Here is a 21,948-nt window from a genome sequence, read left to right on the forward strand (position 1 = left end):
ATGTGGACGCGGGAGAGCCTGGGGCAACTCGTTAAGGAAAAGCTGTCGCGCTACCTGCTGGTGGTCGTCTCCAACCGCGAGCCGTACGTGCATACCCTGGCGGGCGATAAGATAACCTGGCATCAGCCCGTGGGCGGCCTCACCGAGGCGCTGGACCCCGTGCTGCGCTCTTCCGGCGGCACCTGGGTCGCCCAGGGCAGCGGGGACGCCGACCGCAAGGTGGTAGATGCCGCCGACCGCGTGGCCGTGCCGCCGGACCGGCCGGAATACACCCTGCGCCGGGTGTGGCTGACCCAGGAGGAAGTCAACGGCTACTACCTGGGCTTTGCCAACGAGGGGCTCTGGCCTTTATGCCACACCACCTCCGTGCCGCCGGTCTTCCGGGACGGCGACTGGCTCACCTATAAGAAAGTTAACCGGATTTTCGCCGATGCGGTCGCGCAGGAGATAGGCGGCCGGCGCGCTTTGGTGCTGGTGCAGGACTATCATTTCGCCCTGCTGGCCAGCTATATCCGGGCGCAAAACCCGGGGCTGACCATCGGCCAGTTCTGGCACATCCCTTGGCCTTCTTTTAAAGTGCTGCGCACCTGCCCCTGGTACGGGGAAATACTGGCGGGGCTGCTGGGCAACGATTTGCTCGGTTTCCACACGCCGTCTTACTGCCGTAATTTTAAAGAGTCGGTGGAGGATGCCGCGGTGAACGGCGCCACCGCGGTGGAAGCTTTCCCCATCAGCGTGGACTTCCGGAAAATTTCCGGCGATGCCGCCGCTCCCGAAGTAGAGCGGGAGATGGACAGCCTGCGTCGCGAGTTCAACCTGGAAGGCAAGTACGTCGGCATCGGCATGGACAGATTGGACTATACCAAGGGTATTCCGGAGCGACTCCAGGCGCTGGACAGGTTTCTGGAAGATAATTCCCGCTACCTCGGCCGGGTGGTCTTTATCCAGGCCGGTATGCCCAGCCGCACGCAGGTGGGGATTTACGAACAGTTGGACCGCCGCGTGGACGAACTTATCCGCGGCCTCAACCAGAAATACGGCACCGCTTCCTGGCAGCCGGTAATTCCTCTAATGCGGCAGCTTACGCCGGTCACCCTGAACGCTTTGCGGCGTCTGGCCCATTTCTGCGTGGTCAGCTCCCTGCATGACGGCATGAACCTGGTAGCCAAGGAATACGTTGCCGCCCGGACGGATGACGACGGCGTTTTGATATTGAGCAAGTTCACCGGCGCCGCCGAGGAGCTGGCGGAGGCCGTTTTCATCGACCCCCGCGTCATCGGGGAGTTTGCCGGTAAAATCAAAGAAGCCATCGAGATGCCGGAGGAGGAGCGGCGGCGCCGCATGTCCGCCCTGCGCCGGACGGTGGCGGAAAACAATATCTACAAGTGGGGAGCCTCCATGCTCTCCCGGCTGGCGGCCATCGCGGAGGAAAAATGAAACACCTTTTCAAAAAATGGGCTAACTTCGCGGCGGACCGCCGCGCGGCGTCTCATTTGCTGCTGCTGGCGGACTATGACGGCACCCTCACGCCGATAGTCGGAAAACCGGCGGATGCCGTCCTCTCCTCCAGCGTGAAAGACAAGCTGCAAACGCTGGCGGCCAGGTCGGACGTAAGCCTGGGGGTCATCAGCGGGCGGGAGCTGGCGGAAATAGCGTCGCTGGTGGGCATCAAGGGCATTTATTACGCCGGCAACCACGGGCTGGAAATGGAGGGGCCGGGGCTGGAATATACCGGCCCGGCCAAGTCCATCTTCATCGGGGTGGCCATGGCGGAGATGGCGGCAAAGATAGCCGCGGCCCTGGCGGATGTCCCCGGCATTATCATCCAGGACAAGGGCTTGAGCCTGAGCGTCCATTACCGGCTGGCGCCGGAAAGTGAAGAAGCGCGCATTGCTGGGGTAGTGCGGCAGGTGGCCGAGGGGTGGGTCAAGTCCCGGAAAATACAAATCTTCGGCATGAAAAAAGTCTGGGAAATCCGCCCGCTGCTGGACTGGGACAAAGGCAAAGCCGTGCAGTCCATCCAGAGTGAGATAATCAGGAAGCTAAAACCCGACCGCCTGCTGACCGTCTTTTTAGGCGATGACACCACCGATGAGGACGCTTTCAAGGTGCTCCGCCGCCCCTCCGGCTGGAGCGTTTTTGTGGGGGAGGGGGATAAAACTTCCGCCGCCGCATATTACCTGGTCTCACCCGCCGAGGTGGAAGAGTTCCTGTCCCGCCTTATTGAAATGAAGCTGTAGTCCGGCGGTAGTCCCGCTTACGGCTGTTCCCGCACCTGCCGCCGCCGCGGCCGCACCGTTTCCCCGCTTTTAACCTCGCTAAGGGGCAGCTCTTTGGCGGTGACGCCGGCGTAGATGATGCAGTTGCGCCCGATGGTAAAGTCGGCGGGGACAGTCGCCCCCTTGCCGATGATGGTCAGCCCGCTGTTCAGGATGGCGGGATGCAGACGGTTGGCACGGTAATCGTTCCCGGCGCCGATATGGCAGTCCGGCTCGATGGTAACCAGTTTGTCCAGTATGGCATGGTCGATGATGCTGTTCCGACCGATAACCGTGCCGTCCATGACGATGGAATCCTTGACGATGGCTCCCTCCGCCACCTGCACCCCCGGTGAAATGATGGAGTGCTCCACCCGCCCTTCAATCTTGCAACTGCTGGACAGCAGGCAATTGGTGACCACGGCGCCGTCCCCGATTTTGCTCGGCGGGCCTTCCGTGGCCCGGGTGTATATCGTCCAGTCTTTGTCCGCCAGGAAGGACTGAGAGATGGACATGATTTCCATGTTGGCCTGCCAGTAGCTTTCCAGCGTCCCTATGTCCCGCCAGTAGCCGTCGAATTGGAAGGCGAATATCCGGTTTTTAGCCACCAGCCGCGGCAGTACGTCCCGCCCGAAGTCATTACCCGTCCGCATATCCAGGCAATCGCGGAGGGTCTTGGTACTAAACAGGTAAACGCCCATGGAGACCAGGTTGCTATTCGGTTTTTTTACCTTTTCCTGGAAATGGGTGACCTGTGATTTCTCGTCGAGGCTGACCGTCCCGAAGCGGTGCAGCTCGTCGTCGGGCATGGGGGTAACGGCCAGGGTAACGTCCGCACCGTTTTGCCGGTGGAAATCCAGCATGGCGGCGTAGTCCATCTTGTAAACGTGGTCGCCGCTGAGAATCAGCACCTCGTCCATGTCTTCTTTTTCCATGCGGTCCAGGTTCTGGAAAACGGCGTCGGCGGTGCCTTTGTACCAGTCGCGGCCTTCTTCGCGGGCGAGATAAGGCTGGAGCAGCCGGATATTGCGGTCCGGGGCGTTCAGCCCCCACGGCGTGCCGATGCCGATATGCTCGGTCAGGGAGACGGGCTGGTACTGGGTAAGGACGATGATGTTGTGGACCTGGGAATTGACGCAGTTGCTGAGGGTAAAGTCTATTATCCGGTATTTCCCGGCAAAAGGTACCGCCGGCTTGGCACGGTCCTGAGACAGGATGCTCAAGCGTTCTCCCGTACCGCCGGCTAAAATAACGGCCAGTAACCTGCGCATGATAACTCTCTAGACATTGTACCCCAATTGGAGATTTTGTGTCATGTTACAGGTGACAAACCGCGGATTTTAAATATATCACAAATAATAACTGAAAATTAACTATTTCCCGCCGCTTTATTAGTGAGGCTGTTTATAATATAATTTAAGAACCGTTTAGAGGCGGGCCATAAGGCTGTCAGGAAAGATTGCGGCGCTGTGGCCTGCCGCGGCGGCAGCTTGATAAAAAAAGAGGGAAAGTTTGACCCTTCCAGGTAAGCCGATATTATACTTCGCTTACGCCAGTAATCTTAATAAAAAACAGATGCAGGAACGCTGCCCTGATGCCAGGCCGCGTTTTTCAGCGGTACTGCCCAACTATAAGCTGGTCTTTTGCGGCTGGTCCCGCCAGTGGCACGGCGGCGTGGCCAGCATAAAACCCTTCCGGGGGGAAAAGATACGCGGCGCGGTATATGAGGTGACGGATGCCTGCTTTAGAAAGCTGGACACTTATGAGGTGGGCTACACCCGCATGAACGTCACCGTCTTTGACGAGGACAACCAGCCGCACCTGACCGTGACCTACGTGAAATCCGGACAGCTTCAGGAAGCCCTGCCCTCGAAAGAATACGCCGCGGTCATCAAGCAGGGATACCGGGACTGGGGCGTGGGCTAGCCGTATTTTTTCATTTATTCGGTCGAATTTTCCCGTTTTACTTGTGTTACAATGTAAGCCGAGACAGCGCTTTTTGAACAGAGTGTAAAAAATGGGTAAAATCGGGCGGCCTTCCAACGACGAGGCCGGGAAACACCCGCTGCGCGGGCAATTGAACGGGGATGTGCCCTGGCTGAACGGCTGCGAGGAATACGCCAGGGACACCTGCCTGGACTGTCCCGTGCCGCTGGCGGAATGTCCCGCCGAACACCCCCGCCTCCACAAGGGCGGCCGGCCGCCGGGGAGCCGGAATAAAAACGGGGATTCCCCGGGGTAAGGAGTGATGAATGGCTGTATCTAAAAACTATGACGTCAAGGACCTGTCTTTAGCCGCCGGGGGGCGGCAGCGCATCGAGTGGGCTTACCGGGAGATGCCGGTCCTCAAGCTGATACGGGAAAGGTTCGCGGCGGAGAAGCCCCTCAAGGGCGTGCGCATTTCCGGCTGCCTGCATATCACCACGGAGACCGCCAACCTGGGGCTGACGCTCAAGGAGGGCGGGGCTGACCTGGTACTGTGCGCCTCCAATCCCCTCTCCACCCAGGACGACGTGGCGGCGGCGCTGGTGAAATACGGCATTCCCACCTACGCCATCAAGGGCGAGAACGGGGACACCTACTACAAACACATTCTCGCCGCGCTGGCGCATAAACCCAACCTCACTATTGACGACGGCGCGGACCTGGTGACCGTCATGCACACTAAAAAGAAAGAGCTGATTAAAAATGTCATCGGCGGCAGCGAGGAGACCACCACCGGCGTTATCCGCCTGCGCGCCATGGACAAGGACGGCACGCTGCAATACCCCATGGTGGCCGTCAATGACGCCGACACCAAGCACCTTTTCGACAATAGATACGGCACTGGCCAGAGCACGCTTGACGGCATTACCCGGGCTACCAACGTCCTTTGGGCGGGGAAAAAGGTGGTGGTCTGCGGCTACGGCTGGACCGGCCGCGGCGTGGCTATGCGCGCCCGGGGGATGGGCTCGCACGTTATCGTTATCGAGGTGGAGCCGGTACGCGCCCTGGAAGCCGTCATGGAAGGCTACCAGGTAATGCCGCTGCTGGAAGCCGCAAGAGTTGGGGATATCTTTATCACCGTGACCGGGGACAAAAACGTTATCGATAAAAAGCATTTCATGGCCATGAAAGACGGCGCTATCATGGCCAACAGCGGGCACTTTAACGCGGAGATCAATATCCCCGTGCTGGAGAAAATGAGCAAGGGCAAGCGCACCGTCCGGACCTACGTCGAGGAATATGCCATGCCGGACGGCCGCAAGCTCTATCTCCTCGGCGAGGGGCGGCTGATAAACCTGGCGGCGGCGGAGGGTCACCCGGCCAGCGTTATGGACATGAGCTTCGCCAACCAGGCGCTGTGCATGGAGTACCTGGTGCAAAACAAAGGCAAGCTGGCGGTGAAAGTCCACAACGTGCCGGAGGATATAGATAAAGAGGTGGCCCGTCTCAAGCTGAAAGCGATGGGCGTGGCCATAGACAAACTAACCGCCGAGCAGAAAAAGTATTTAACCAGCTGGAATGAAGGGACATAAAATCTCGACCCGTATATAATAACCATCCCGACGAAAGTCGGGATCCAGGTAGTCAGAGATAGCGTAATTTACGCCTAAACAGTAAAAGGCAGAGTCACTGGATTCCGGTTTTCACCGGAATGGTAGAGATTTTTGAAAAGAATATGATGTAGCATTCCTCCCCCTTGATGAAAGAGGTCAGGTGAGGGTGGAATTGGGGTAACTCGATGAGATTGCTTCGTCATCTCTTCGTGACTCCTCGCCATGACAATTTAAAACGGAGGCAAAGTTAATGAACAGTTTTTCCGCGGCATCCAAGTATTTATTCACCTCGGAGTCCGTCACCGAAGGGCACCCGGATAAAATCTGCGACCAGGTGGCGGACGCTATCCTGGACGTGATTATGGAGAAAGACCCTTACGGCCGGGTAGCCTGTGAGGTGGCAACTACCACCGGCCTGGTTATCGTTTTGGGGGAAATCACCACCAAATGCTATGTTGATGTTCCCAACATCGTAAAGAATGTCGTGCGCGATATCGGTTATACCCGCCCGGAATACGGCTTCGATGACCGGTCCGTGGGCGTTTTAGCGTCGATTAAAGAGCAGTCGCCGGATATTGACATGGGCGTCAGCAAGTCGCTGGAAGCTAAAGAGACCACCGGCATCAGCCACCTCGACGAAATCGGCGCGGGCGACCAGGGTATGATGGTGGGCTTTGCCTGCAACGAGACGCCGGAGTTGATGCCCCTCTCCACCTCCCTCGCCCACAAGCTTTGCCGCTGCCTGGCGGCAGTCAGAAAGAACGGGACGCTCAAGTACCTCCGCCCGGACGGCAAGAGCCAGGTGACAGTGGAATACCATAACGGCGTCCCCAGGCGCATCGATAACATCGTCATCGGCGCCCAGCACGACCCTGATATCACCCACGAGCAGATTGAGCGGGACATCATCAAACATGTCATTAAAGAGGTGGTGCCGGCTGAATACCTGGATGCGGACACCAGATATTACGTTAATGCCACGGGGCGGTTCGTCATCGGCGGGCCGGTATCGGATACCGGCTGTACCGGGCGCAAGATAATCGTGGACACTTACGGAGGGGTGGCGCGCCACGGCGGCGGTTCTTTCTCCGGCAAGGACCCCACCAAGGTGGACCGCTCGGCGGCGTACATGACGCGCTACATCGCCAAGAACGTGGTGGCCGCCGGGCTGGCGGACCGGATTGAAATACAGGTGGCTTACGTCATCGGCAAGGCGCACCCGCTTTCCGTTTCCGTCGAGACTTTCGATACCGCCAAGGTGGACAACCAGGTCATCCTGGACCTGATTAACAAGCACTTCGACCTGCGCCCCGGCGCCATAATAGAGTACTTTAAACTGCGCCGCCCCATCTACCGCCAGACCGCCGCTTATGGGCACTTCGGGCGGACGGACATAGACCTGCCCTGGGAAGCCACAGACAAGGCGGAGGTGTTGAAGGAGGAGGGATTTGGGGGTTAGGAGAAATTAAAAATCAGAAATCAAATCTCAAAGATACAAACAAAAACGAAAAAGTGGTGTGAAATCTCTTTCGTCCCCCTATATTAATGGGGGATTTTATACACTAGCCTTCCCGCCTCCTTGGAAAGAGGACTTTTACAAGGGGTGGAAATGTGGACAAAAGTAAAGCTGTAAAAGTATTAGTGGATAATATTTGTATTAGGCTATCATTATTCGCTAAGCAAATAGAAAAAGTAACTTCTGATCCGAATCTTAAAATAATTGGATTTCATGAATGGCTATTATTTCTTATCCACCATATAGATTATTTAGCATTTAGTAAAGGTTTAGAGGAGAACCAAAGATATTTAGTACGAGAAGAGATTTTTCGGAATTTATTAGAAAGGGATATTTTGCCTCCAAAAGTAGAAAGTGAAATGATTGATAGAGGAGAGAAACCAAGTATACGTTCGCTTGGTGGAGATAACCCGGTTATTATTTTTTCTTTGATGAAATCATTTCGCCAAGAAGCAAACGAGCGAGATGAATATTACAGTACTTGTACAACACTTGTTGGGAAATATCCATTAGATGAAAGAGGTTTTGTTAACAAACTAATAAATAATATAGTAATGAGTTCTGGTTGCGGCAGGAATTTCCTAAATGAAATACTTATAACGGATATAGCAGTTTCATTATTGTTGAACAAAAAACTAGCTAAAGAAGACATGAAAGCTCTTGATACATTCAAAGATTAGCGAATATCTTTATCTCCCTCGCCGTAAACGGAGAGGGAAAAAAGGTAAGGTCGCGTCAATTGTATCTTGTGCTATAATATATTTGCTTGAAACAGTCCCTTACCGGAGCGTGAAATGGAAACTTTGAAATTCGTATATTATCAGGAAGACGATATGTGGATTGGCTGGCTGGAAGAATTTCCCGATTATCGCACCCAGGGCGCCAGTCTTGACGATTTAAAAGAACATCTCAAAGACTTATTCCAGGACCTTAGCACCGGCAAGATTCCGCGCGCTCGTCGTCATGGTGAGCTGTTAGTTGGATGAAACGCGTTGACCTTATCAAAAAAATCGAGCGTCTGGGTTGTGTACTGATACGTCATGGAGCCAAACATGACTGGTACCAAAACCCCGAAACTAAAATCTCGCAGCCCGTCCCGAGACACCGTGAAATAATCGAAAGTCTCGCCAAATATATTCTTAAAAAACTCGGCGCTTAAGAGGGGCGCAGCCCCTTTGCCATATCCTCCCCCTCAATGCGGGTGGAGAGGGGGATAAAGGGGGAGATGTCCAGTGAAACCAAATCCTATCAAATTCGGCACGGACGGCTGGCGCGCTATTATCGCGGAGGACTTTACCTTTGAGAACGTACGCTACTGCGCCCAGGGCGTGGCGGACTACTTAAAACAGTCGAAGCTGGCGGGCAAGGGCATCGTCATCGGCTATGATACCCGCTTTGACTCGGAGGACTTTGCCGCGGCCGCCGCGGAGGTGATTGCCGGCAGCGGCATTAAGGTTTACCTCGCCCCCAAAGCCGTCCCCACCCCGGTGGTAAGCTACGGCGTCCTCGCCAAGCAGGCCGGCGGCGCTATCGTCATTACCGCCAGCCATAATCCGGGCATCTGGAACGGCTTCAAAATCAAGGACGAGCATGGTTCCAGCGCCTCCGATGATATTACCTCTAAAGTAGTGGGCTATATCAACAAGGCCTATGACGCCGGTAAAGTGAGCCGCCTGGCCCTGGCTGACGCCAAGAAGCAGGGACTGGTGATAGAGTCGGACCTGGATACCGCCTATTATGAGCAAATCGCCCGGCTGGTCGATATCGATAGCCTGAAGCGCGCCGATCTCAAGCTGGTCATCGACCCCATGTACGGGGCGGGGGCGGGGTATTTGAAAGACATCCTGGGCGGCGGCGCTATCCGGCTGACGGAGATTCACGGCCAGCGCAACCCCCTTTTCCCCGGTCTCCGCCCGGAGCCGATACTCCCCAACGTTGACGAGCTGGCCGCGGTGGTCAAAGCGCAAAAAGCCGGCGCCGGCCTGGCCACCGACGGTGACGCCGACCGCATGGGCATCGTGGATGAAAAGGGGAATTTCGTCACCCAGCTCCAGGTGTTCGCCCTGCTCTGCCTCTATCTATTGGAAGTCCGCGGCGAGCGCGGCGCCATTATCAAGACAATCACTACCACCAGCCTGACTTACCGCCTCGGGGAGATTTTCCAGGTACCGGTCTATGAGACGGCGGTAGGGTTTAAATACGTCGCCCCCATGATGCGCTCCAAGAACGCCCTTATCGGCGGGGAGGAAAGCGGCGGCTACGGCTTCCGCGGGCATGTCCTGGAAAGGGACGGCGTCCTGGCCAACCTCTATTTCCTGGACCTGATGGTGCGCACCGGCAAAAAGCCCTCGGAGCTTATTGAATACCTGTATAGTCGGGTAGGGCCGCACCATTACCGGCGGGTGGATATCACCTTCCCGGAAAGCCAGCGGCAGGCCATTATCCAGCGGGTGCGGGACAACCCGCCGCAGACTATCGATAACGTTAAGGTGGTAAAAACAGACACCACGGAGGGGTTCCGCTTTTTCCTGGCGGACAATACCTGGCTGCTCATCCGGTTCTCCGGCACGGAGCCCCTGCTGCGGATTTACGCGGAAACGGACTCGCCGGAGCGGGCGGAAAAGCTGCTGGAAATCGGCCGGAAAATGGCGGGAGTGTAATTATTGCCAGCCCGCCGGAACGCTCATGGGGAGTATGTCGGACCATCGCGCGGGCGGGTCATTGCGAGGAGCGAAGCGGCAATCTCTATCGACGTGATACCGATGGTTGCGCCTCGTTTGCAACAACCTTTAGCGACATCAAAAGAAGGCGGTAGTGCAAATGTCTGATATCAACCTCGATGACGTAAAAATTTACGCGAAGAACGACCCCGACGGCATGCTGGCGCGCATTAAGGAATTGCCCCTGCAAATCAAGCAGGCTTGGCAGTCCGCCATGTCTTTCCCCCTCCCCCCGGATTATAAAAACGTAAATAAAGTGGTGGTGCTGGGCATGGGCGGCTCGGCCATCGGCGGTGACCTGGTGCGCAGCCTGGCGCAGGCGGAAGCCGGGGTGCCGGTCATCGTCCACCGGGACTACGGCCTGCCCGCTTACGTGGATGATAAAACGCTGCTGATAGCCTCCAGCTATTCCGGCAACACGGAGGAGACGCTCTCCGGCTTTGAACCGGCGCTGAAGACGGGCGCCAAAAAGCTGGCGATGACCACCGGCGGCAAGCTGGAGCAGATGGCGCAGGCTAATCATATTCCGGTTTTCAAGATAGAATACCAGGCCCAGCCGCGGGCGGCCCTCGGCTACAGCTTTATCCCCACCCTGGCCGTGATGCAGCGGCTTGGCTTCATCAGTGATAAGTCGGCGGACGTGGCGGAAACGGTAAAGGTGCTGGAAAACCTCGCCTCAAAACTGGAGGAAAAGTCGCTGGAAAAGTCCAATCCCGCCAAGCAGGTGGCGCGGCGGCTTTACGGGCATTTGCCGGTGGTCTACGGCGCGGGCATCGCCTCCGAGGCGGCACATCGCTGGAAGACCCAGCTCAACGAAAACAGCAAGGCCTGGGCTTTTTACGAGGCCTTCCCGGAGCTCAACCACAACGCCACGGTCGGTTTCCCGCTGCCCAAAGAAGTGGCGTCCAAGATACGGGTTGTCTTGTTGCGCTCGCCGCTGTTCAACCAGCGCATCAAGCTCCGCTACGAGGTGACCTGCGAGCTTCTCAAGCAGTCCGGCGTGGCTTATGAGTTCGTGGATGGGGAGGGGCAAAGCGCCCTGGCGCAGATGGTCAGCCTGGTGATGTTCGGGGACTTTGCCAGCTACTACCTGGCTATTTTATATCAGGTGGACCCGTCCCCGGTTAAGGTTATTTCATATCTAAAGGACAAATTGGCCAGGGGGTAGGGATGGAGCTGAAGGGCAAGCGCGTAACCATACGCCCGGTAACGGAAACGGATATCCCCGTTATTCACCGGTGGTGGAACGACCCCGTGGTCATGCGTGAAGTCCGCGCTGAAAAACTCAAGCCCTCCCTGGAGATGGTCCGCAAGCACTGGGCCGCCTGGCAAAATCCCGGCCCCCGGGACTTCCATATGTTCATCATCTGCCTGGGCGGTAAACCCATCGGGGAAATCGGCTACCGCTGTACCGACTCGGACACGCAGACGTTCTCCCTGGACATAAAAATAGGGGAGACTGATTTATGGGGTCGGGGACTGGCCGCCGCGGCCAACCGACTTTTTATCGACTGGCTTTTTAACGGGCTGCATGCCCGGCGCCTTACCGTAGAACCCGGCGACTGGAATCAGCGCAGCATCCGCCTGGCGCAAAAGTGCGGCTTTAAGGAAATCCGGCGCGAGGCATCCCCGGCCAACGCGTTTTTCGATGGTGGGGTGGGGGTCACCATGCAGCTGGATAGGGATTAACTTCTCTTCAGTGAGGCGGCGGAACGCCGCCGGACTGTTTACTCACCGGCGAGGCTTCTTTTTCATGCCCTTTCACCTTCAAAAAGAAGGTCAGCACCAGACCTACCAGCAAGATGAAGAAACCTATCAAAAATGCCTCGGCGATAGAGGAGGCCAGCGCCCGGTGCAGGGTGTCCATAACCTGGTCGAACACCGAGGCATCCAGTCCCGGCTGGGTAAGCATTTCTTTGAGCTGGGCCTGCGCCTCGGGGCTGACCAGCGCCTGGGGATTATGGGCCATGGCGATAATACTATCCATCGGCACGGCATCCTTGACGGCTGCCGGAATCTGGTTGATAAAAGCCGAGAAAAACCGGTTATTCATTATCGACCCTAAAACGGCCAGGCCGACGGCCCCGCCGAAGGAGCGGATGAAGGTGTTGGAAGAAGTAGCCACCCCGAGCATGCTATATGGTACGGTGTTCTGAATGGCGAGCGTATAGACCGGGAAGGAAATGCCCATGCCGAACCCGGTAATGACCACGCCGGTCATCACCTGCCAGTAATGCGATGCGGGGCTGAGGCGGCTGAGGGTGAACATCCCCGCACAAATCAAGGACATGGAAATGATACCCAGTATCCGGTAATGCACCTTGGGTGTGGACATCAGGCGTCCCGTGATGATGCCGGAAATCATCACGGCTATTGATTGCGGTATCTGCATGTTACCGCTGGCCGTCGCGGAAGCCCCCAGCACCCCCTGGAAGAAAAGCGGCACGAAGATTATCGACCCGAACATGCCCATCCCCACCAGGAAAGATACCAGGTTGGATATAGCTACAATCCGGTTCTTCATCATGGACAGGGGAATGATAGGCTCCGGCGAACGCATTTCAAAAAAGATGAACAGGCCCAGCATCAACGCGGCGAAAGCAAACATCCCGATTATCTGGGGGGAACCCCAGGCGTAGGTCACGCCGCCCCAGGACAAAGCCAACATCGCCGGGACAATCGTCAGCACCAGGGTAATCAGCCCCGGGATATCTATGGAATGCTTCAGACTATCCGCTTTGAATTTGGGGAAGAATTTGATAAAGGCCAGGACTACGAACACTCCCAGGGGTACGTTGATGAAAAACACCCAGTGCCAGGAGAGATTATCCGTCAGGAGGCCGCCGGTGCTCGGCCCGATGACCGAGGCAAAGCTGAAAACCGCGGTCATCAGCCCCTGGTATTTTCCCCGCTCCCGCGGCGGGAAGATATCCGCGATGACCGTGAAGGCATTGGTCATCATTACCCCGCCGCCGATGCCCTGGAGGCCGCGGAAAATAATCAGCTGGGTCATGTTCTGGGCGAAGCCGCAGGCCAGCGAGAACGCCACGAAAATGCCGATGCCGATTACATAAAAAGTCTTGCGGCCGTACATATCGGAGAGTTTGCCCACTATCGGCACGGTCACGGCCGAGGTAATCATGTATATGGAGGTTACCCAGGTGTACTGGCTGAAACCGCTGAGGTCGGCGATGATGCGCGGCATCGCCGTGCCGACTATGGTCTGGTCCAGGGCGCTTAGTAACATGGCCAGCATGACGCCGGCCATGGTCCAGCGTACCTGGCTCTTGGTAAATGTGTAGGCGTGCTCCGGGGCGGAAAGGCCGCTATTTTGCATTGTCTTTAGATATCCATTCTGTCTTGCCCGGGTCCTGGTTGGGTTTACCGCGGCTGCCCAGCTTGGGGCCGATTTCCTTAAGCTTACTTAATGATACGGCCAGCTCTTCCAGCTCTTTTTCGGTCAGGTAGGCAAGCATGATTCTGACATTGTTTTTTAAAAATTCGTCACATCGTTTAAAGGTCTCTTTGCCCTTGGGGGTTAATATCACATCGGTAATCCGGCGGTCATTGATGTTGGCGGCCTTCTCCACCAGTCCGGCTTTGACCATCTGGTTCAATAAATAGGTCATCTGCGGCTTGGGAATCAGGAAGGTATTCGCGATTTCTGAAATAGGCAATATATTCTCGTTGAGCAGCGCCATGATGCCGATGTGCAGACGTGAAATGTGGATGTCGCCTTCGATATCCGGCGGGTCTATCTTCATCAATTTCTTGTGAATTACCGGAATAGCGTAAAACAGATTCTCAACGATATTTTCGATGGTATCCTGGGTATTCATGAAAGATTTATCCGGATAAGACGGAATAGTTACTAATGTTAACTATTATAGCGTAAATAGCTATAAATGGCAATAGCGGATAACCGGTTCCGTCTAGATTTTGCGTATTTTCCGTACCCCGCTCCCTAGAGCAGCCTCAGCCCGTATTCCACCAGGCTCCTGGCCTTGGATTTGCCGCTGCCCACGTATTTATCCAGCTCCTGCCAGAATTTCCGGCTGTGATTGTGCAGTCGGGTGTGGACCAGCTCGTGCAGGATGACATAATCAAATAGCTCCGGAGGCAGGGCTATCAGCTTGATATTGAGGCTGATATTGCCCTTGCCGGAGCAGCTGCCCCAGCGCGTCCGCTGGTTACGGATGGATACCTTGCCGAACTTGAATCCGTGCTGCTGCGCCAGCAGCCGCAAGCGGGCGGTGATTTGCTGCCTGGCCGCCGCTTTGTCTATGGTGGAAAAAGCATCCTGGGAAGCCTTCTTTTGCTCTTCATAAGTCTGGATTTTGGTCAGGTGCTTCTTTATCCATTGCTTCTTGGTATTGACAAAGTCCAGCGCCGCGGTGAAAGAGGTGTGCCGCGGCACGGCCACCCTCACGCCTTGGCCGGGGCGTACGGAAATGACGATGCGCCGGGCGCGGGCGCTGGGCTGCAACAGCACCGCGCCGATGCCCTCTACCTGTACCGTCCGGGAATCAGCCATTATAAATATATTTTACCCGTTTTCCACCGCGCGAATAAAGGAAAGCTTGGGCGTGGGTGGGGGTAAAACAGGGGATTTTATTCTCCGGCGAACCGGGGCGCCGGGAGTTCCGCCCCGCTTTTCCTGGTAAGCATCCTGGCCAGGATGATGATGGTTATATAAAAAAAGTAGGTCCACAGGCTGCGCCAGGCAAAGAAGAAGGGCAGCACCGCCAGTACCAGCGCGGTATCCGGGTAGCGCCGGCAGTACTTCCAGTACCAGACGATGGCCCCGGCGAACGCCGTCACTTCCATGATGGTGAAAGGCAGCGCCGACCGTACATTTAGTACCCCGCCCGTCACGAAGGAGATAAGCCCCACCCCGATGGGGAACATCGGCTGCGCCATGGGGGCAGTCAGGGATTTCAGCCAGAGCGCCGGGTCCCGGACGATGAAGTAGCCGTTAGCTGCCAGGAATATCGCGGCGATAATCCCGGTGGCCGCGGCGGCGTACCTGGCGCCTGATGTACGCCATATCAGGATAAGGTAAAAAGGCAGGAAGAACCAGGCCGTTTGCTTGGTGGCCACCGCCACGCCCATGAAGATAGCGGAAAGCCAGTCGTTCTCCCCCAGGGTAATCCAGGCGATGAGCAGGAACGGGAAGATGAGGCTGCCGGTCTCGCCGATACTCATGCTATTCCACAGTTCCAGGCTGATAAGCACTATGCCGATGAAGAAAAGACGCCTCCCGGCGGGCACCCGCCAGGCCACGTAAACCAGCCCGGCGACGATGTAGATAAAGTATATCCACCTGATATCTTTGATGCCGATAGACAGGAACGGCGTCAGCAGCAGAAAAGAGCCGGACGGGTAACAGACGTGCGACTCTATTTCCGGGGGCGGCGCGGAGGGGTGCTGTAATGCCGCGTTCCATACGTCCTTAAGCTGCTGTGGGGTGGGGTAGGGGAATACGTCCGCCAGCCGCCCCTTTTGCAGCGGCGTAATGCGGTCGTAGGAGCCGTTGTATTTTATGAAAGCGGTGACGATATTCGCCGCGGCGTAGGGGTTCTGGCCGTCGAGCAGGTTTTCCGCGGCCTGCTGACTCAGCGCCGTGCCGTCATTGTACTGGAAGCCGTGCTGCATCTGCTCCAGTGACTTGGAGAAGTCATTGCTGGCGCCGCTCTTGGTATAGCCGGGCGCAAAAAGCCCCAGCACGAACAGCTCCCCCACCCCCGTCGCCAGCACGATCACCAGGATAATCATCGCCCCCCGCCTCAGCCCCCCGTAATGGCGCCGGACGCCCATATCCGTTTCCGGCGTCACGATGAGGAACATCACCCAGAACCAGAGCAACCACAGGACCATGCCCCCCAGCCAGAAGGCCGCTTTATTGGCGGCAAACCCCACCCCGGAAATGGCGCAGGCAATCAGCTGGATGGCGATGGCAAAGGGGAAGAGCGTAACCCGCGGCGTTACGTCGGGAGGGAAAAAGGTAAACCCTTTCTTCGCGTTATTCGAAGGAGTTAAGCTGTTTTCCATGGCCGACTCTCAAATGGTTCGTTCCCATTTTAAGACGGAAGCCTGAAAGATTCAATACGGCGCCGGGCGGCGCTGTTTTCCGGGCAACAAAAAGCGCCGGGTTCCTGACATTATCAGAGAAATACCGGCGCTTATTATCGCTAAAATTGTTCCTTTAACGCTTGGTGTACTGCGGCGCTTTGCGGGCCCGTTTGAGTCCGGGCTTCTTGCGTTCCTTGGCGCGGGCGTCCCGGGTGAGCAGCCCGTTCTGCCGTAGGACCGGCTTGAAGCGCTCATCGGCGCGGACCAGGGCGCGGGAAATACCGTGGGAGATGGCGCCGCTCTGGCCGGTGACGCCGCCGCCCGCCGTCTTGATGACCGCGTTGTATTTGCCGACGCTCTCGGTGGCGATGAACGGCTGGTTGATGACCCGCTGGTGCTCCAGGGAGGGGAAGCGCTCTTCCAGCGGCTTGCCGTCAATGATAATGGCGCCGTTCCCGGCCATCAGTTTTACCTGCGCTACCGCCGTCTTGCGGCGGCCTGTCCCGTGAAAATAGCTCTGTTTATCCATATCAGCCCAATCCCTTTATTTTGATTCCTTTACTTTTTCGGTTTTCGCCTTCGGCGCGTTGGGATAGTCCGCTCCGGCATAGACCCGGAGTTTCTTGTACATCTGTGCGCCCAGGCGGGTGTGGGGGAGCATCCCTTTAACGGCGTACTCAATGGGCCGAACGGGGAACTTGTCCATCATCTTGCCCAGGGTGATGCTCTTGAAACCGCCTGGGTAGTTGGAGTGGCGGTAATAAGTCTTCTGTTCCATTTTCTTGCCGGTCACGCGCACCTTGGCCGCGTTGATGACGATGACGAAGTCCCCGGTATCCAGCGTGGGCGTGTAGATGGGCTTATGTTTGCCCATCAGCAGCCGGGCTATCTGGATGGAGAGCCTCCCCAGGGTCTTGTCCGCGGCGTCGATGACGTGTGTTTCACGTTTGAAATCGACCGGTCTGGCGCTGTATGTTTTCATTTTTTATCTCCCTCGAAGGGACGAGGATAGGTTATCTTTACCAGGCATAATCCCTGTGCCGGCGCCGTTGGCCCGGCCAGTCCGGGCGTAGCGGATTCAATCATGCTGTAAAATTCATCTACCGTCATTTTACCCTGTCCCACCTTGATTAAAGAACCTGCCGTATTGCGTACCTGATGGGTTAAGAAGGCGTTGGCCGTAATGTCGAAGTACACCAACTCCCCATCCTGTGTTATTGCCGCTTTAAATACATCCCTTACGGTGCGTTTTTGCCGGGCCGTTTCCGCGCTGGCTACGAAAGAGGCGAAGTCGTGCCTTCCGATAAGCCCCCGGCAGGCCGCCTGCATCGCCGCGATGTCCAGGTCTCCGCTCACTTTGTAAGAGCGCCCCTGCCGCAGCGGCGAGCGCGCCGGACTGTTCAGTATCGTGTACCGGTATTCCCGGCTCACCGCGCGCCGCCTGACATCAAAGGCTTCCGCCGTTTGGTAGGCCCGCTGCACCGCGATACACGCCGGTAAATAGTGGTTCATGCCGTCGATATAGGACTTGAGGGGCAGGGGGTTGGCGGTATCGAAGCAGACCACCTGTCCCGCGGCGTGAACACCGGCATCCGTCCGGCTGGCCGTTTTAATTCTTATCCTTTCCCTGGTTAGTTTATATAGCGCTTTTTCTATTTCTCCCTGGATTGTAGGAGCATTGGCCTGCAACTGGGAGCCGTGGTAATCAGTGCCGTCATATTCAATAATTAAAATAATCCTGGTGCCTGCATCAGAGCCTGCCACCATTTTCCCCCGGATGGCCGCTAGACCAGCTCCAGCTGGGCCATGGGCGCATTATCCCCGAGGCGCGGCGACAGCTTGGTCAGGCGGGTATAGCCGCCGGGGCGCTCCTTGTAGCGCGGGCCGAGCTCGGAAAATACCTTATCGGCCACTTTCTTATCCAGGATGAAAGCCAGCGCCTGGCGGTAGGAATGCAGGCCGCTTTGCTTGCCCAGGGTAATCATCTTTTCCGCCATGCCGCGCACTTCCTTGGCTTTAGCCTCGGTGGTGACGATTTTCTCATGCTTCAGCAAAGCGGTGACCAGGTTGCGGTACAGCGCCCTGCGGTGGCCGGAATCCCGGCCCAGTCTTCTGCCAGCTACATTATGCCTCATGTTAATGGTTCTCCGTGTTAAAGGTTATTCCTCGTCAGACTCATCATCTTCAGCGTCCGCCTTGACGGCCGCCTTCTTCTTCTTGGTCTTGGCCTTGGGTTCTTCTTCCTCGGCCGCGGGCGTCTCCGCCTCTGCCTCTACCTCTGCCTCAAAATCTTCATTCTTGGGGTTCAGGGAAAGCCCGATGGCGGTAAGCCGGTCCTCTATTTCCTGGAAAGACTTCTGCCCGAAGTTGCGCAGCTTGAGCAACTCTTTGGTGCCCTTGCCGATAAGCTCGCCGACGGTGGAGATGTTGCTGCGGCGCAGGCAGTTCATGGTGCGTACCGAGAGGTCCAGCTGCTCTACGGGCATGTTGAATTTCTCATCCGGGATGGCCAGGCGGATGGCGCGCTCCTCGTCCTTCATCTGGGAAATCTTGACGTATTCCACGAAGGGCGTAAGCTGCTCTATCAGTATGCCGGCGGCCTGGCTGATGGTATCAACCGGCAGCATGGTGCCGTCCGTCCAGATATCGACGCGGAGCCGCTCTCGGCTGGTCTCCCGGCCGAGGTGGGTGGGCTCCACCACGTAATTGACCTTGCGGATGGGGGTGAAAATAGCGTCCACGGGGATAGTGCCTACCGGCGTGGTATCCGTGGACTCGGCGCTGCGGAAGCCCATGCCTGTTTCCACGTCCAGCTCCACGTAGAGGCGGGACTTGGGATTATTCAGGGTAATCAGGCACAGGTCCGGGTTGGTAATTTCAAAGTCCGCGGAAGGCTTGATATCGGAAGCGCAAACGCGCCCCTCCCCCTGCGCCTCCAGCACCAGTGTGCCGCCGCGGTCGGACAGGGGCTTGAGTCTTAATTCCTTGATATTAAAGAGGAACTCCATGACGTCCTCTTTGGCGTTAGGGATAACGGTGAACTCGTGCTGGACGCCTTCGATTCTTACCTGGGTGACCGCCGCCCCCGGAAGGTAGCCAAGCAACACGCGGCGCAAAGAATTACCAAGGGTAACGCCGAAGCCTTTTTCCAGCGGTTCGGCGATAAACCTGCCGAAGTTTTCCGCCTGTTCGGTACATTCAATTTTTGGGACTAATAGTCCAGCCATTGAATTATCTCCTTTTAGTAATACTACCGCGAGTAGTACTCAATGACGGCTTTGCCGTCGAACTTGGCATCGACCTGGTCAGGCGTAGGCAGGGCGATAACCTGCCCCACCATGTTCTGACGGTCAAGGCTCAGCCAGCTGAGGACGGTCTTGGCTTCGATGTTCTCCGCCAGCAGCTTGTAATACTCGGTTTTCTGACTGCCTTCGCGCCAGCTGATGGTATCCCCTTCTTTGACGAAGGCGGAAGGGATATCCGCTTTCTTGCCGTTCAGCAGGATATGCCCGTGCATCACGAGCTGACGCGCCTGGGGGCGGGAATCCGCGAAGCCGAGGCGGTAAACCACATTATCGAGTCGCCTTTCCAGCAGTACCAGCAGGGTCTCGCCGGTGATGCCGGGCAGTTTCTCAGCGATATTGAAGGTCTTTTTAAACTGTTTCTCCAGCGTGCCGTAAGTGTAGCGTGCCTTCTGCTTTTCACGCAACTGCAGGCCGCGGTCGGAAAAACGCCGCCGCCGGCGGTTGGTGGAAGCCTGGCCGGGCGCTTTGGGACGTTTGTCAACGGCGCACTTGGGTGTAAAGCAGCGCGCGCCTTTAAGTAGAAGTTTTTCACCATTACGCCGGCATAAACGGCATACTGCTCCTGTATATCTTGCCATACTATTCCCCTTTTAAACCCTTCTCCGCTTGGGAGGCCGGCAGCCGGCGTGCGGGATGGGCGTAATGTCCTTAATCCCGGTGATGTAAAGGCCGGAGCCCTGTAAAGAGCGGATGGCCGCCTCGCGGCCGCTGCCCGGGCCTTTCACAAAAACCTCTACCTGCCGCAACCCGTGTACCATCGCCTTGCGGGCGGCGTCCCGCGCCGCCATCTGGGCCGCGTAGGGCGTGCCCTTGCGGGAGCCCTTGAAACCGGCCGTGCCGGAGCTTCCCCAGCCCAGGGCATTACCCTGCGGGTCAGTCAGCGTTACGATGGTATTATTAAAGCTGGACTGTACATAAGCCCGTCCGGCAGGTACGACTTTACGTTCCCGCCGCCTGACTTTAATTTTCCTTTTCTGTGGCACCCTGTCCTCCTTGTACCGTTCTCATCCGGACTATTTCTTGGTAGATCCGCGCTTCTGACCGCGGCCGGCAACTGTCTTGCGCTTACCTTTCCTGGTACGGGCGTTGGTGCGCGTTCTCTGGCCCCTGGCCGGTAAGCCGTGGCGGTGGCGCAGCCCGCGGTAGCTGCCTATCTCGATAAGGCGTTTGACGTTCAGGTTTACCTCTTTGCGCAGGTCGCCTTCCACCCGGAACTGTTTATCGATGATTTCACGTATTTTGTTTACCTCGGCCTCGGTGAGGTCTTTCACCTTGGTCTCCGGGGCGATTTCCGCCTGCTCGAGGATTTTATAGCTCAAAGCCGGGCCGATGCCGTAAATATAACCCAGGGAGACCCAGGCTTGTTTGTTGACCGGAATATCAATACCAGAAATACGCGGCATATGCTACCTCCTTACCCCTGCCTCTGTTTGTGCTTGGGGTTATCGCAGATAATCCTGACCACGCCGTGGCGTTTGATTACCTTGCATTTTTCACATCTTACTTTGACTGAAGCTTTTACTTTCATGTAATTCAAACCTTTAAATTATTTGAGCCGGTAGGTGATTCTACCACGTTTCAGGTCGTATGGCGATAGCTCTATCAGCACCTTGTCCCCGGGGAGCACCCTGATGTAGTGCATCCTTATCTTGCCCGAGATATGCGCCAGCACCTCGTGCTTATTGGGCAGCTGCACGCGGAACATGGCATTGGGCAGCGCTTCAACGACCGTTCCTTCAACTTCGATGGCTTCTTTTTTAGCCATAAGTCCCCCAAGTCAATACCTCCGGTTCATTATCATCAACGGCTATGGTATGTTCAAAATGAGCGGAAAGACTGCCGTCCGCGGTGAGGACGGTCCACTGGTCTTCCGCCACGCGCGTGTGCCAATCGCCCGCGTTAAGCATGGGCTCCACCGCCAGCGTCATGCCCTTTTTCAGCACCGGCCCGGTGCCCGGCTTGAGTCCGTAAGGCGGCTCGGTGGAGTTGGGAATCTGCGGGTCTTCATGCATCTTCCGTCCGATGCCGTGCCCGGTGTATTCCCGCACCAGCGAATAGCCGCGCGACTCCGCGCAGTCCTGAATGGCCGCCGATACATCTCCCAGCCTCGCCCCGGCTTTAGCGGCGGCGATGCCTTTTTCCAGCGAAGCCCTGGTGGCTTCCATCAAACGGCTGGCTTCCGGGCTGACCTCGCCGACCGGTACGGTCACGGCGGCGTCGCCGTGGAAGCCGTGATATATCGCCCCGAAGTCCAGGGAAACTATGTCCCCGTCTTTCAGGACGCGTGTGCCGGGAATGCCGTGGACGATCTCATCGTTCACGGATACGCAGACAGTGGCCGGGTAGCCGCGGTAGCCTTTAAAGGAAGACTCCGCCCCCAGCCGCTTCAGCTCCTTGGCGGCGATGGTATCCAGCTCTTTAGTGTTCATACCCGGTTTCATCTGTTTGGTCAGCGTCCTTAATATTTCCGCGACAATCTGGCCGGATTGCCGCATTACGGCTATTTCCTGTTCTGACTTAATTTCAATTCCCATGATA

General features: G+C 56.7%; 27 protein-coding genes. 11 read left to right on the top strand and 16 right to left on the bottom strand.

Going from position 1 to position 21,948, the window contains the following annotated elements; all coding sequences use genetic code 11:
* Entirely contained in the window at window positions 1-1,437 is a 1,437-nt protein-coding gene (locus WC370_02410; GenBank protein ID MFA5308322.1) for a trehalose-6-phosphate synthase, read from the top strand.
* Entirely contained in the window at window positions 1,434-2,240 is an 807-nt protein-coding gene (gene otsB, locus WC370_02415; protein ID MFA5308323.1) for a trehalose-phosphatase, read from the top strand. The genes WC370_02410 and otsB overlap by 4 nt, the downstream gene beginning before the upstream one ends.
* A gap of 17 nt (window positions 2,241-2,257) precedes the next feature.
* Here otsB and WC370_02420 read toward each other — a convergent pair whose 3' ends face one another.
* The gene (locus tag WC370_02420; protein MFA5308324.1) at window positions 2,258-3,529 is read right to left on the bottom strand and encodes a sugar phosphate nucleotidyltransferase; all 1,272 of its coding nucleotides are present in this window, start codon (window positions 3,527-3,529) and stop codon (window positions 2,258-2,260) included.
* A gap of 241 nt (window positions 3,530-3,770) precedes the next feature.
* On the opposite strand from WC370_02420, the gene WC370_02425 reads away from it, so the two are divergent.
* From WC370_02425 to WC370_02465, 9 genes are all read left to right on the top strand, one after another.
* Window positions 3,771-4,184 carry a gamma-glutamylcyclotransferase family protein gene (locus tag WC370_02425; protein MFA5308325.1) on the top strand — a complete coding sequence of 138 codons (414 nt, stop codon included), beginning with the start codon at window positions 3,771-3,773 and terminating at the stop codon, window positions 4,182-4,184.
* Between the two features lie 91 nt (window positions 4,185-4,275).
* Window positions 4,276-4,500, top strand: coding sequence for a hypothetical protein (locus WC370_02430; GenBank protein ID MFA5308326.1), 225 nt, complete (start codon window positions 4,276-4,278; stop codon window positions 4,498-4,500).
* A 10-nt stretch (window positions 4,501-4,510) separates the two neighbouring features.
* On the top strand, window positions 4,511-5,776 hold the full coding sequence (gene ahcY, locus WC370_02435) for an adenosylhomocysteinase (protein MFA5308327.1): 1,266 nt from the start codon (window positions 4,511-4,513) through the stop codon (window positions 5,774-5,776).
* A gap of 271 nt (window positions 5,777-6,047) precedes the next feature.
* Window positions 6,048-7,256: a methionine adenosyltransferase gene (gene metK, locus WC370_02440; protein ID MFA5308328.1), complete on the top strand. Its 1,209-nt coding sequence runs from the start codon at window positions 6,048-6,050 to the stop codon at window positions 7,254-7,256.
* A gap of 152 nt (window positions 7,257-7,408) precedes the next feature.
* Complete coding sequence (locus WC370_02445; protein MFA5308329.1) at window positions 7,409-7,993, top strand: hypothetical protein; 585 nt, start codon at window positions 7,409-7,411, stop codon at window positions 7,991-7,993.
* A gap of 114 nt (window positions 7,994-8,107) precedes the next feature.
* Window positions 8,108-8,299 carry a hypothetical protein gene (locus WC370_02450; GenBank protein ID MFA5308330.1) on the top strand — a complete coding sequence of 64 codons (192 nt, stop codon included), beginning with the start codon at window positions 8,108-8,110 and terminating at the stop codon, window positions 8,297-8,299.
* 246 nt (window positions 8,300-8,545) lie between these two features.
* The gene (locus tag WC370_02455; GenBank protein ID MFA5308331.1) at window positions 8,546-9,973 is read left to right on the top strand and encodes a phosphoglucomutase/phosphomannomutase family protein; all 1,428 of its coding nucleotides are present in this window, start codon (window positions 8,546-8,548) and stop codon (window positions 9,971-9,973) included.
* 160 nt (window positions 9,974-10,133) lie between these two features.
* A complete protein-coding gene (locus WC370_02460; protein MFA5308332.1) occupies window positions 10,134-11,201 on the top strand; it encodes a bifunctional phosphoglucose/phosphomannose isomerase in 1,068 nt (355 codons plus the stop codon).
* 2 nt (window positions 11,202-11,203) lie between these two features.
* Window positions 11,204-11,722, top strand: coding sequence for a GNAT family N-acetyltransferase (locus tag WC370_02465; GenBank protein ID MFA5308333.1), 519 nt, complete (start codon window positions 11,204-11,206; stop codon window positions 11,720-11,722).
* Between the two features lie 7 nt (window positions 11,723-11,729).
* Here WC370_02465 and WC370_02470 read toward each other — a convergent pair whose 3' ends face one another.
* The 15 genes from WC370_02470 to map all read right to left on the bottom strand — a co-directional run bounded on the left by WC370_02470 (window position 11,730) and on the right by map (window position 21,944).
* Window positions 11,730-13,370 (bottom strand): MDR family MFS transporter, encoded by a 1,641-nt coding sequence (locus WC370_02470; protein MFA5308334.1) that lies wholly within the window; start codon window positions 13,368-13,370, stop codon window positions 11,730-11,732.
* Entirely contained in the window at window positions 13,360-13,872 is a 513-nt protein-coding gene (locus tag WC370_02475) for a MarR family transcriptional regulator (GenBank protein ID MFA5308335.1), read from the bottom strand. The genes WC370_02470 and WC370_02475 overlap by 11 nt, the downstream gene beginning before the upstream one ends.
* A 125-nt stretch (window positions 13,873-13,997) precedes the next feature.
* A complete protein-coding gene (locus tag WC370_02480) occupies window positions 13,998-14,567 on the bottom strand; it encodes a M48 family metallopeptidase (protein ID MFA5308336.1) in 570 nt (189 codons plus the stop codon).
* 77 nt (window positions 14,568-14,644) lie between these two features.
* Window positions 14,645-16,084, bottom strand: coding sequence for a glycosyltransferase 87 family protein (locus WC370_02485; GenBank protein MFA5308337.1), 1,440 nt, complete (start codon window positions 16,082-16,084; stop codon window positions 14,645-14,647).
* A gap of 154 nt (window positions 16,085-16,238) precedes the next feature.
* Complete coding sequence (gene rpsI, locus WC370_02490) at window positions 16,239-16,634, bottom strand: 30S ribosomal protein S9 (protein ID MFA5308338.1); 396 nt, start codon at window positions 16,632-16,634, stop codon at window positions 16,239-16,241.
* 15 nt (window positions 16,635-16,649) lie between these two features.
* On the bottom strand, window positions 16,650-17,087 hold the full coding sequence (gene rplM / locus WC370_02495) for a 50S ribosomal protein L13 (protein ID MFA5308339.1): 438 nt from the start codon (window positions 17,085-17,087) through the stop codon (window positions 16,650-16,652).
* Window positions 17,084-17,869: a tRNA pseudouridine(38-40) synthase TruA gene (truA, locus tag WC370_02500; protein MFA5308340.1), complete on the bottom strand. Its 786-nt coding sequence runs from the start codon at window positions 17,867-17,869 to the stop codon at window positions 17,084-17,086. The genes rplM and truA overlap by 4 nt, the downstream gene beginning before the upstream one ends.
* Window positions 17,870-17,889: 20 nt before the next feature.
* Window positions 17,890-18,240: a 50S ribosomal protein L17 gene (rplQ, locus tag WC370_02505; protein ID MFA5308341.1), complete on the bottom strand. Its 351-nt coding sequence runs from the start codon at window positions 18,238-18,240 to the stop codon at window positions 17,890-17,892.
* A gap of 24 nt (window positions 18,241-18,264) precedes the next feature.
* Entirely contained in the window at window positions 18,265-19,332 is a 1,068-nt protein-coding gene (locus WC370_02510) for a DNA-directed RNA polymerase subunit alpha (protein MFA5308342.1), read from the bottom strand.
* 23 nt (window positions 19,333-19,355) lie between these two features.
* Window positions 19,356-19,988 (bottom strand): 30S ribosomal protein S4, encoded by a 633-nt coding sequence (gene rpsD / locus WC370_02515; protein MFA5308343.1) that lies wholly within the window; start codon window positions 19,986-19,988, stop codon window positions 19,356-19,358.
* 12 nt (window positions 19,989-20,000) lie between these two features.
* Entirely contained in the window at window positions 20,001-20,393 is a 393-nt protein-coding gene (rpsK, locus tag WC370_02520; GenBank protein MFA5308344.1) for a 30S ribosomal protein S11, read from the bottom strand.
* A 30-nt stretch (window positions 20,394-20,423) separates the two neighbouring features.
* On the bottom strand, window positions 20,424-20,813 hold the full coding sequence (rpsM, locus tag WC370_02525; GenBank protein MFA5308345.1) for a 30S ribosomal protein S13: 390 nt from the start codon (window positions 20,811-20,813) through the stop codon (window positions 20,424-20,426).
* A gap of 11 nt (window positions 20,814-20,824) precedes the next feature.
* On the bottom strand, window positions 20,825-20,938 hold the full coding sequence (gene rpmJ, locus WC370_02530; protein MFA5308346.1) for a 50S ribosomal protein L36: 114 nt from the start codon (window positions 20,936-20,938) through the stop codon (window positions 20,825-20,827).
* 18 nt (window positions 20,939-20,956) lie between these two features.
* Window positions 20,957-21,175, bottom strand: coding sequence for a translation initiation factor IF-1 (gene infA, locus WC370_02535; GenBank protein ID MFA5308347.1), 219 nt, complete (start codon window positions 21,173-21,175; stop codon window positions 20,957-20,959).
* Complete coding sequence (gene map / locus WC370_02540) at window positions 21,168-21,944, bottom strand: type I methionyl aminopeptidase (protein ID MFA5308348.1); 777 nt, start codon at window positions 21,942-21,944, stop codon at window positions 21,168-21,170. The genes infA and map overlap by 8 nt, the downstream gene beginning before the upstream one ends.
* Between the last annotated feature and the right edge of the window lie 4 nt (window positions 21,945-21,948).

Source organism: Dehalococcoidales bacterium (genome assembly GCA_041652735.1).
In the GTDB taxonomy this organism is placed as follows: Bacteria; Chloroflexota; Dehalococcoidia; order Dehalococcoidales; family RBG-16-60-22; genus RBG-13-51-18.

Bases quoted from the DNA above. Each gene is read 5' to 3' on its own strand.
- WC370_02410 (MFA5308322.1), top strand. From the start codon at position 1: ATGTGGACGCGGGAGAGCCTGGGGCAACTCGTTAAGGAAAAGCTGTCG.
- otsB (MFA5308323.1), top strand. From the start codon at position 1,434: ATGAAACACCTTTTCAAAAAATGGGCTAACTTCGCGGCGGACCGCCGC.
- WC370_02420 (MFA5308324.1), bottom strand. From the start codon at position 3,529: ATGCGCAGGTTACTGGCCGTTATTTTAGCCGGCGGTACGGGAGAACGC.
- WC370_02430 (MFA5308326.1), top strand. From the start codon at position 4,276: ATGGGTAAAATCGGGCGGCCTTCCAACGACGAGGCCGGGAAACACCCG.
- ahcY (MFA5308327.1), top strand. From the start codon at position 4,511: ATGGCTGTATCTAAAAACTATGACGTCAAGGACCTGTCTTTAGCCGCC.
- metK (MFA5308328.1), top strand. From the start codon at position 6,048: ATGAACAGTTTTTCCGCGGCATCCAAGTATTTATTCACCTCGGAGTCC.
- WC370_02450 (MFA5308330.1), top strand. From the start codon at position 8,108: ATGGAAACTTTGAAATTCGTATATTATCAGGAAGACGATATGTGGATT.
- WC370_02460 (MFA5308332.1), top strand. From the start codon at position 10,134: ATGTCTGATATCAACCTCGATGACGTAAAAATTTACGCGAAGAACGAC.
- WC370_02465 (MFA5308333.1), top strand. From the start codon at position 11,204: ATGGAGCTGAAGGGCAAGCGCGTAACCATACGCCCGGTAACGGAAACG.
- WC370_02470 (MFA5308334.1), bottom strand. From the start codon at position 13,370: ATGCAAAATAGCGGCCTTTCCGCCCCGGAGCACGCCTACACATTTACC.
- WC370_02475 (MFA5308335.1), bottom strand. From the start codon at position 13,872: ATGAATACCCAGGATACCATCGAAAATATCGTTGAGAATCTGTTTTAC.
- WC370_02480 (MFA5308336.1), bottom strand. From the start codon at position 14,567: ATGGCTGATTCCCGGACGGTACAGGTAGAGGGCATCGGCGCGGTGCTG.
- WC370_02485 (MFA5308337.1), bottom strand. From the start codon at position 16,084: ATGGAAAACAGCTTAACTCCTTCGAATAACGCGAAGAAAGGGTTTACC.
- rpsI (MFA5308338.1), bottom strand. From the start codon at position 16,634: ATGGATAAACAGAGCTATTTTCACGGGACAGGCCGCCGCAAGACGGCG.
- rplM (MFA5308339.1), bottom strand. From the start codon at position 17,087: ATGAAAACATACAGCGCCAGACCGGTCGATTTCAAACGTGAAACACAC.
- rplQ (MFA5308341.1), bottom strand. From the start codon at position 18,240: ATGAGGCATAATGTAGCTGGCAGAAGACTGGGCCGGGATTCCGGCCAC.
- WC370_02510 (MFA5308342.1), bottom strand. From the start codon at position 19,332: ATGGCTGGACTATTAGTCCCAAAAATTGAATGTACCGAACAGGCGGAA.
- rpsD (MFA5308343.1), bottom strand. From the start codon at position 19,988: ATGGCAAGATATACAGGAGCAGTATGCCGTTTATGCCGGCGTAATGGT.
- rpsM (MFA5308345.1), bottom strand. From the start codon at position 20,813: ATGCCGCGTATTTCTGGTATTGATATTCCGGTCAACAAACAAGCCTGG.
- rpmJ (MFA5308346.1), bottom strand. From the start codon at position 20,938: ATGAAAGTAAAAGCTTCAGTCAAAGTAAGATGTGAAAAATGCAAGGTA.
- infA (MFA5308347.1), bottom strand. From the start codon at position 21,175: ATGGCTAAAAAAGAAGCCATCGAAGTTGAAGGAACGGTCGTTGAAGCG.
- map (MFA5308348.1), bottom strand. From the start codon at position 21,944: ATGGGAATTGAAATTAAGTCAGAACAGGAAATAGCCGTAATGCGGCAA.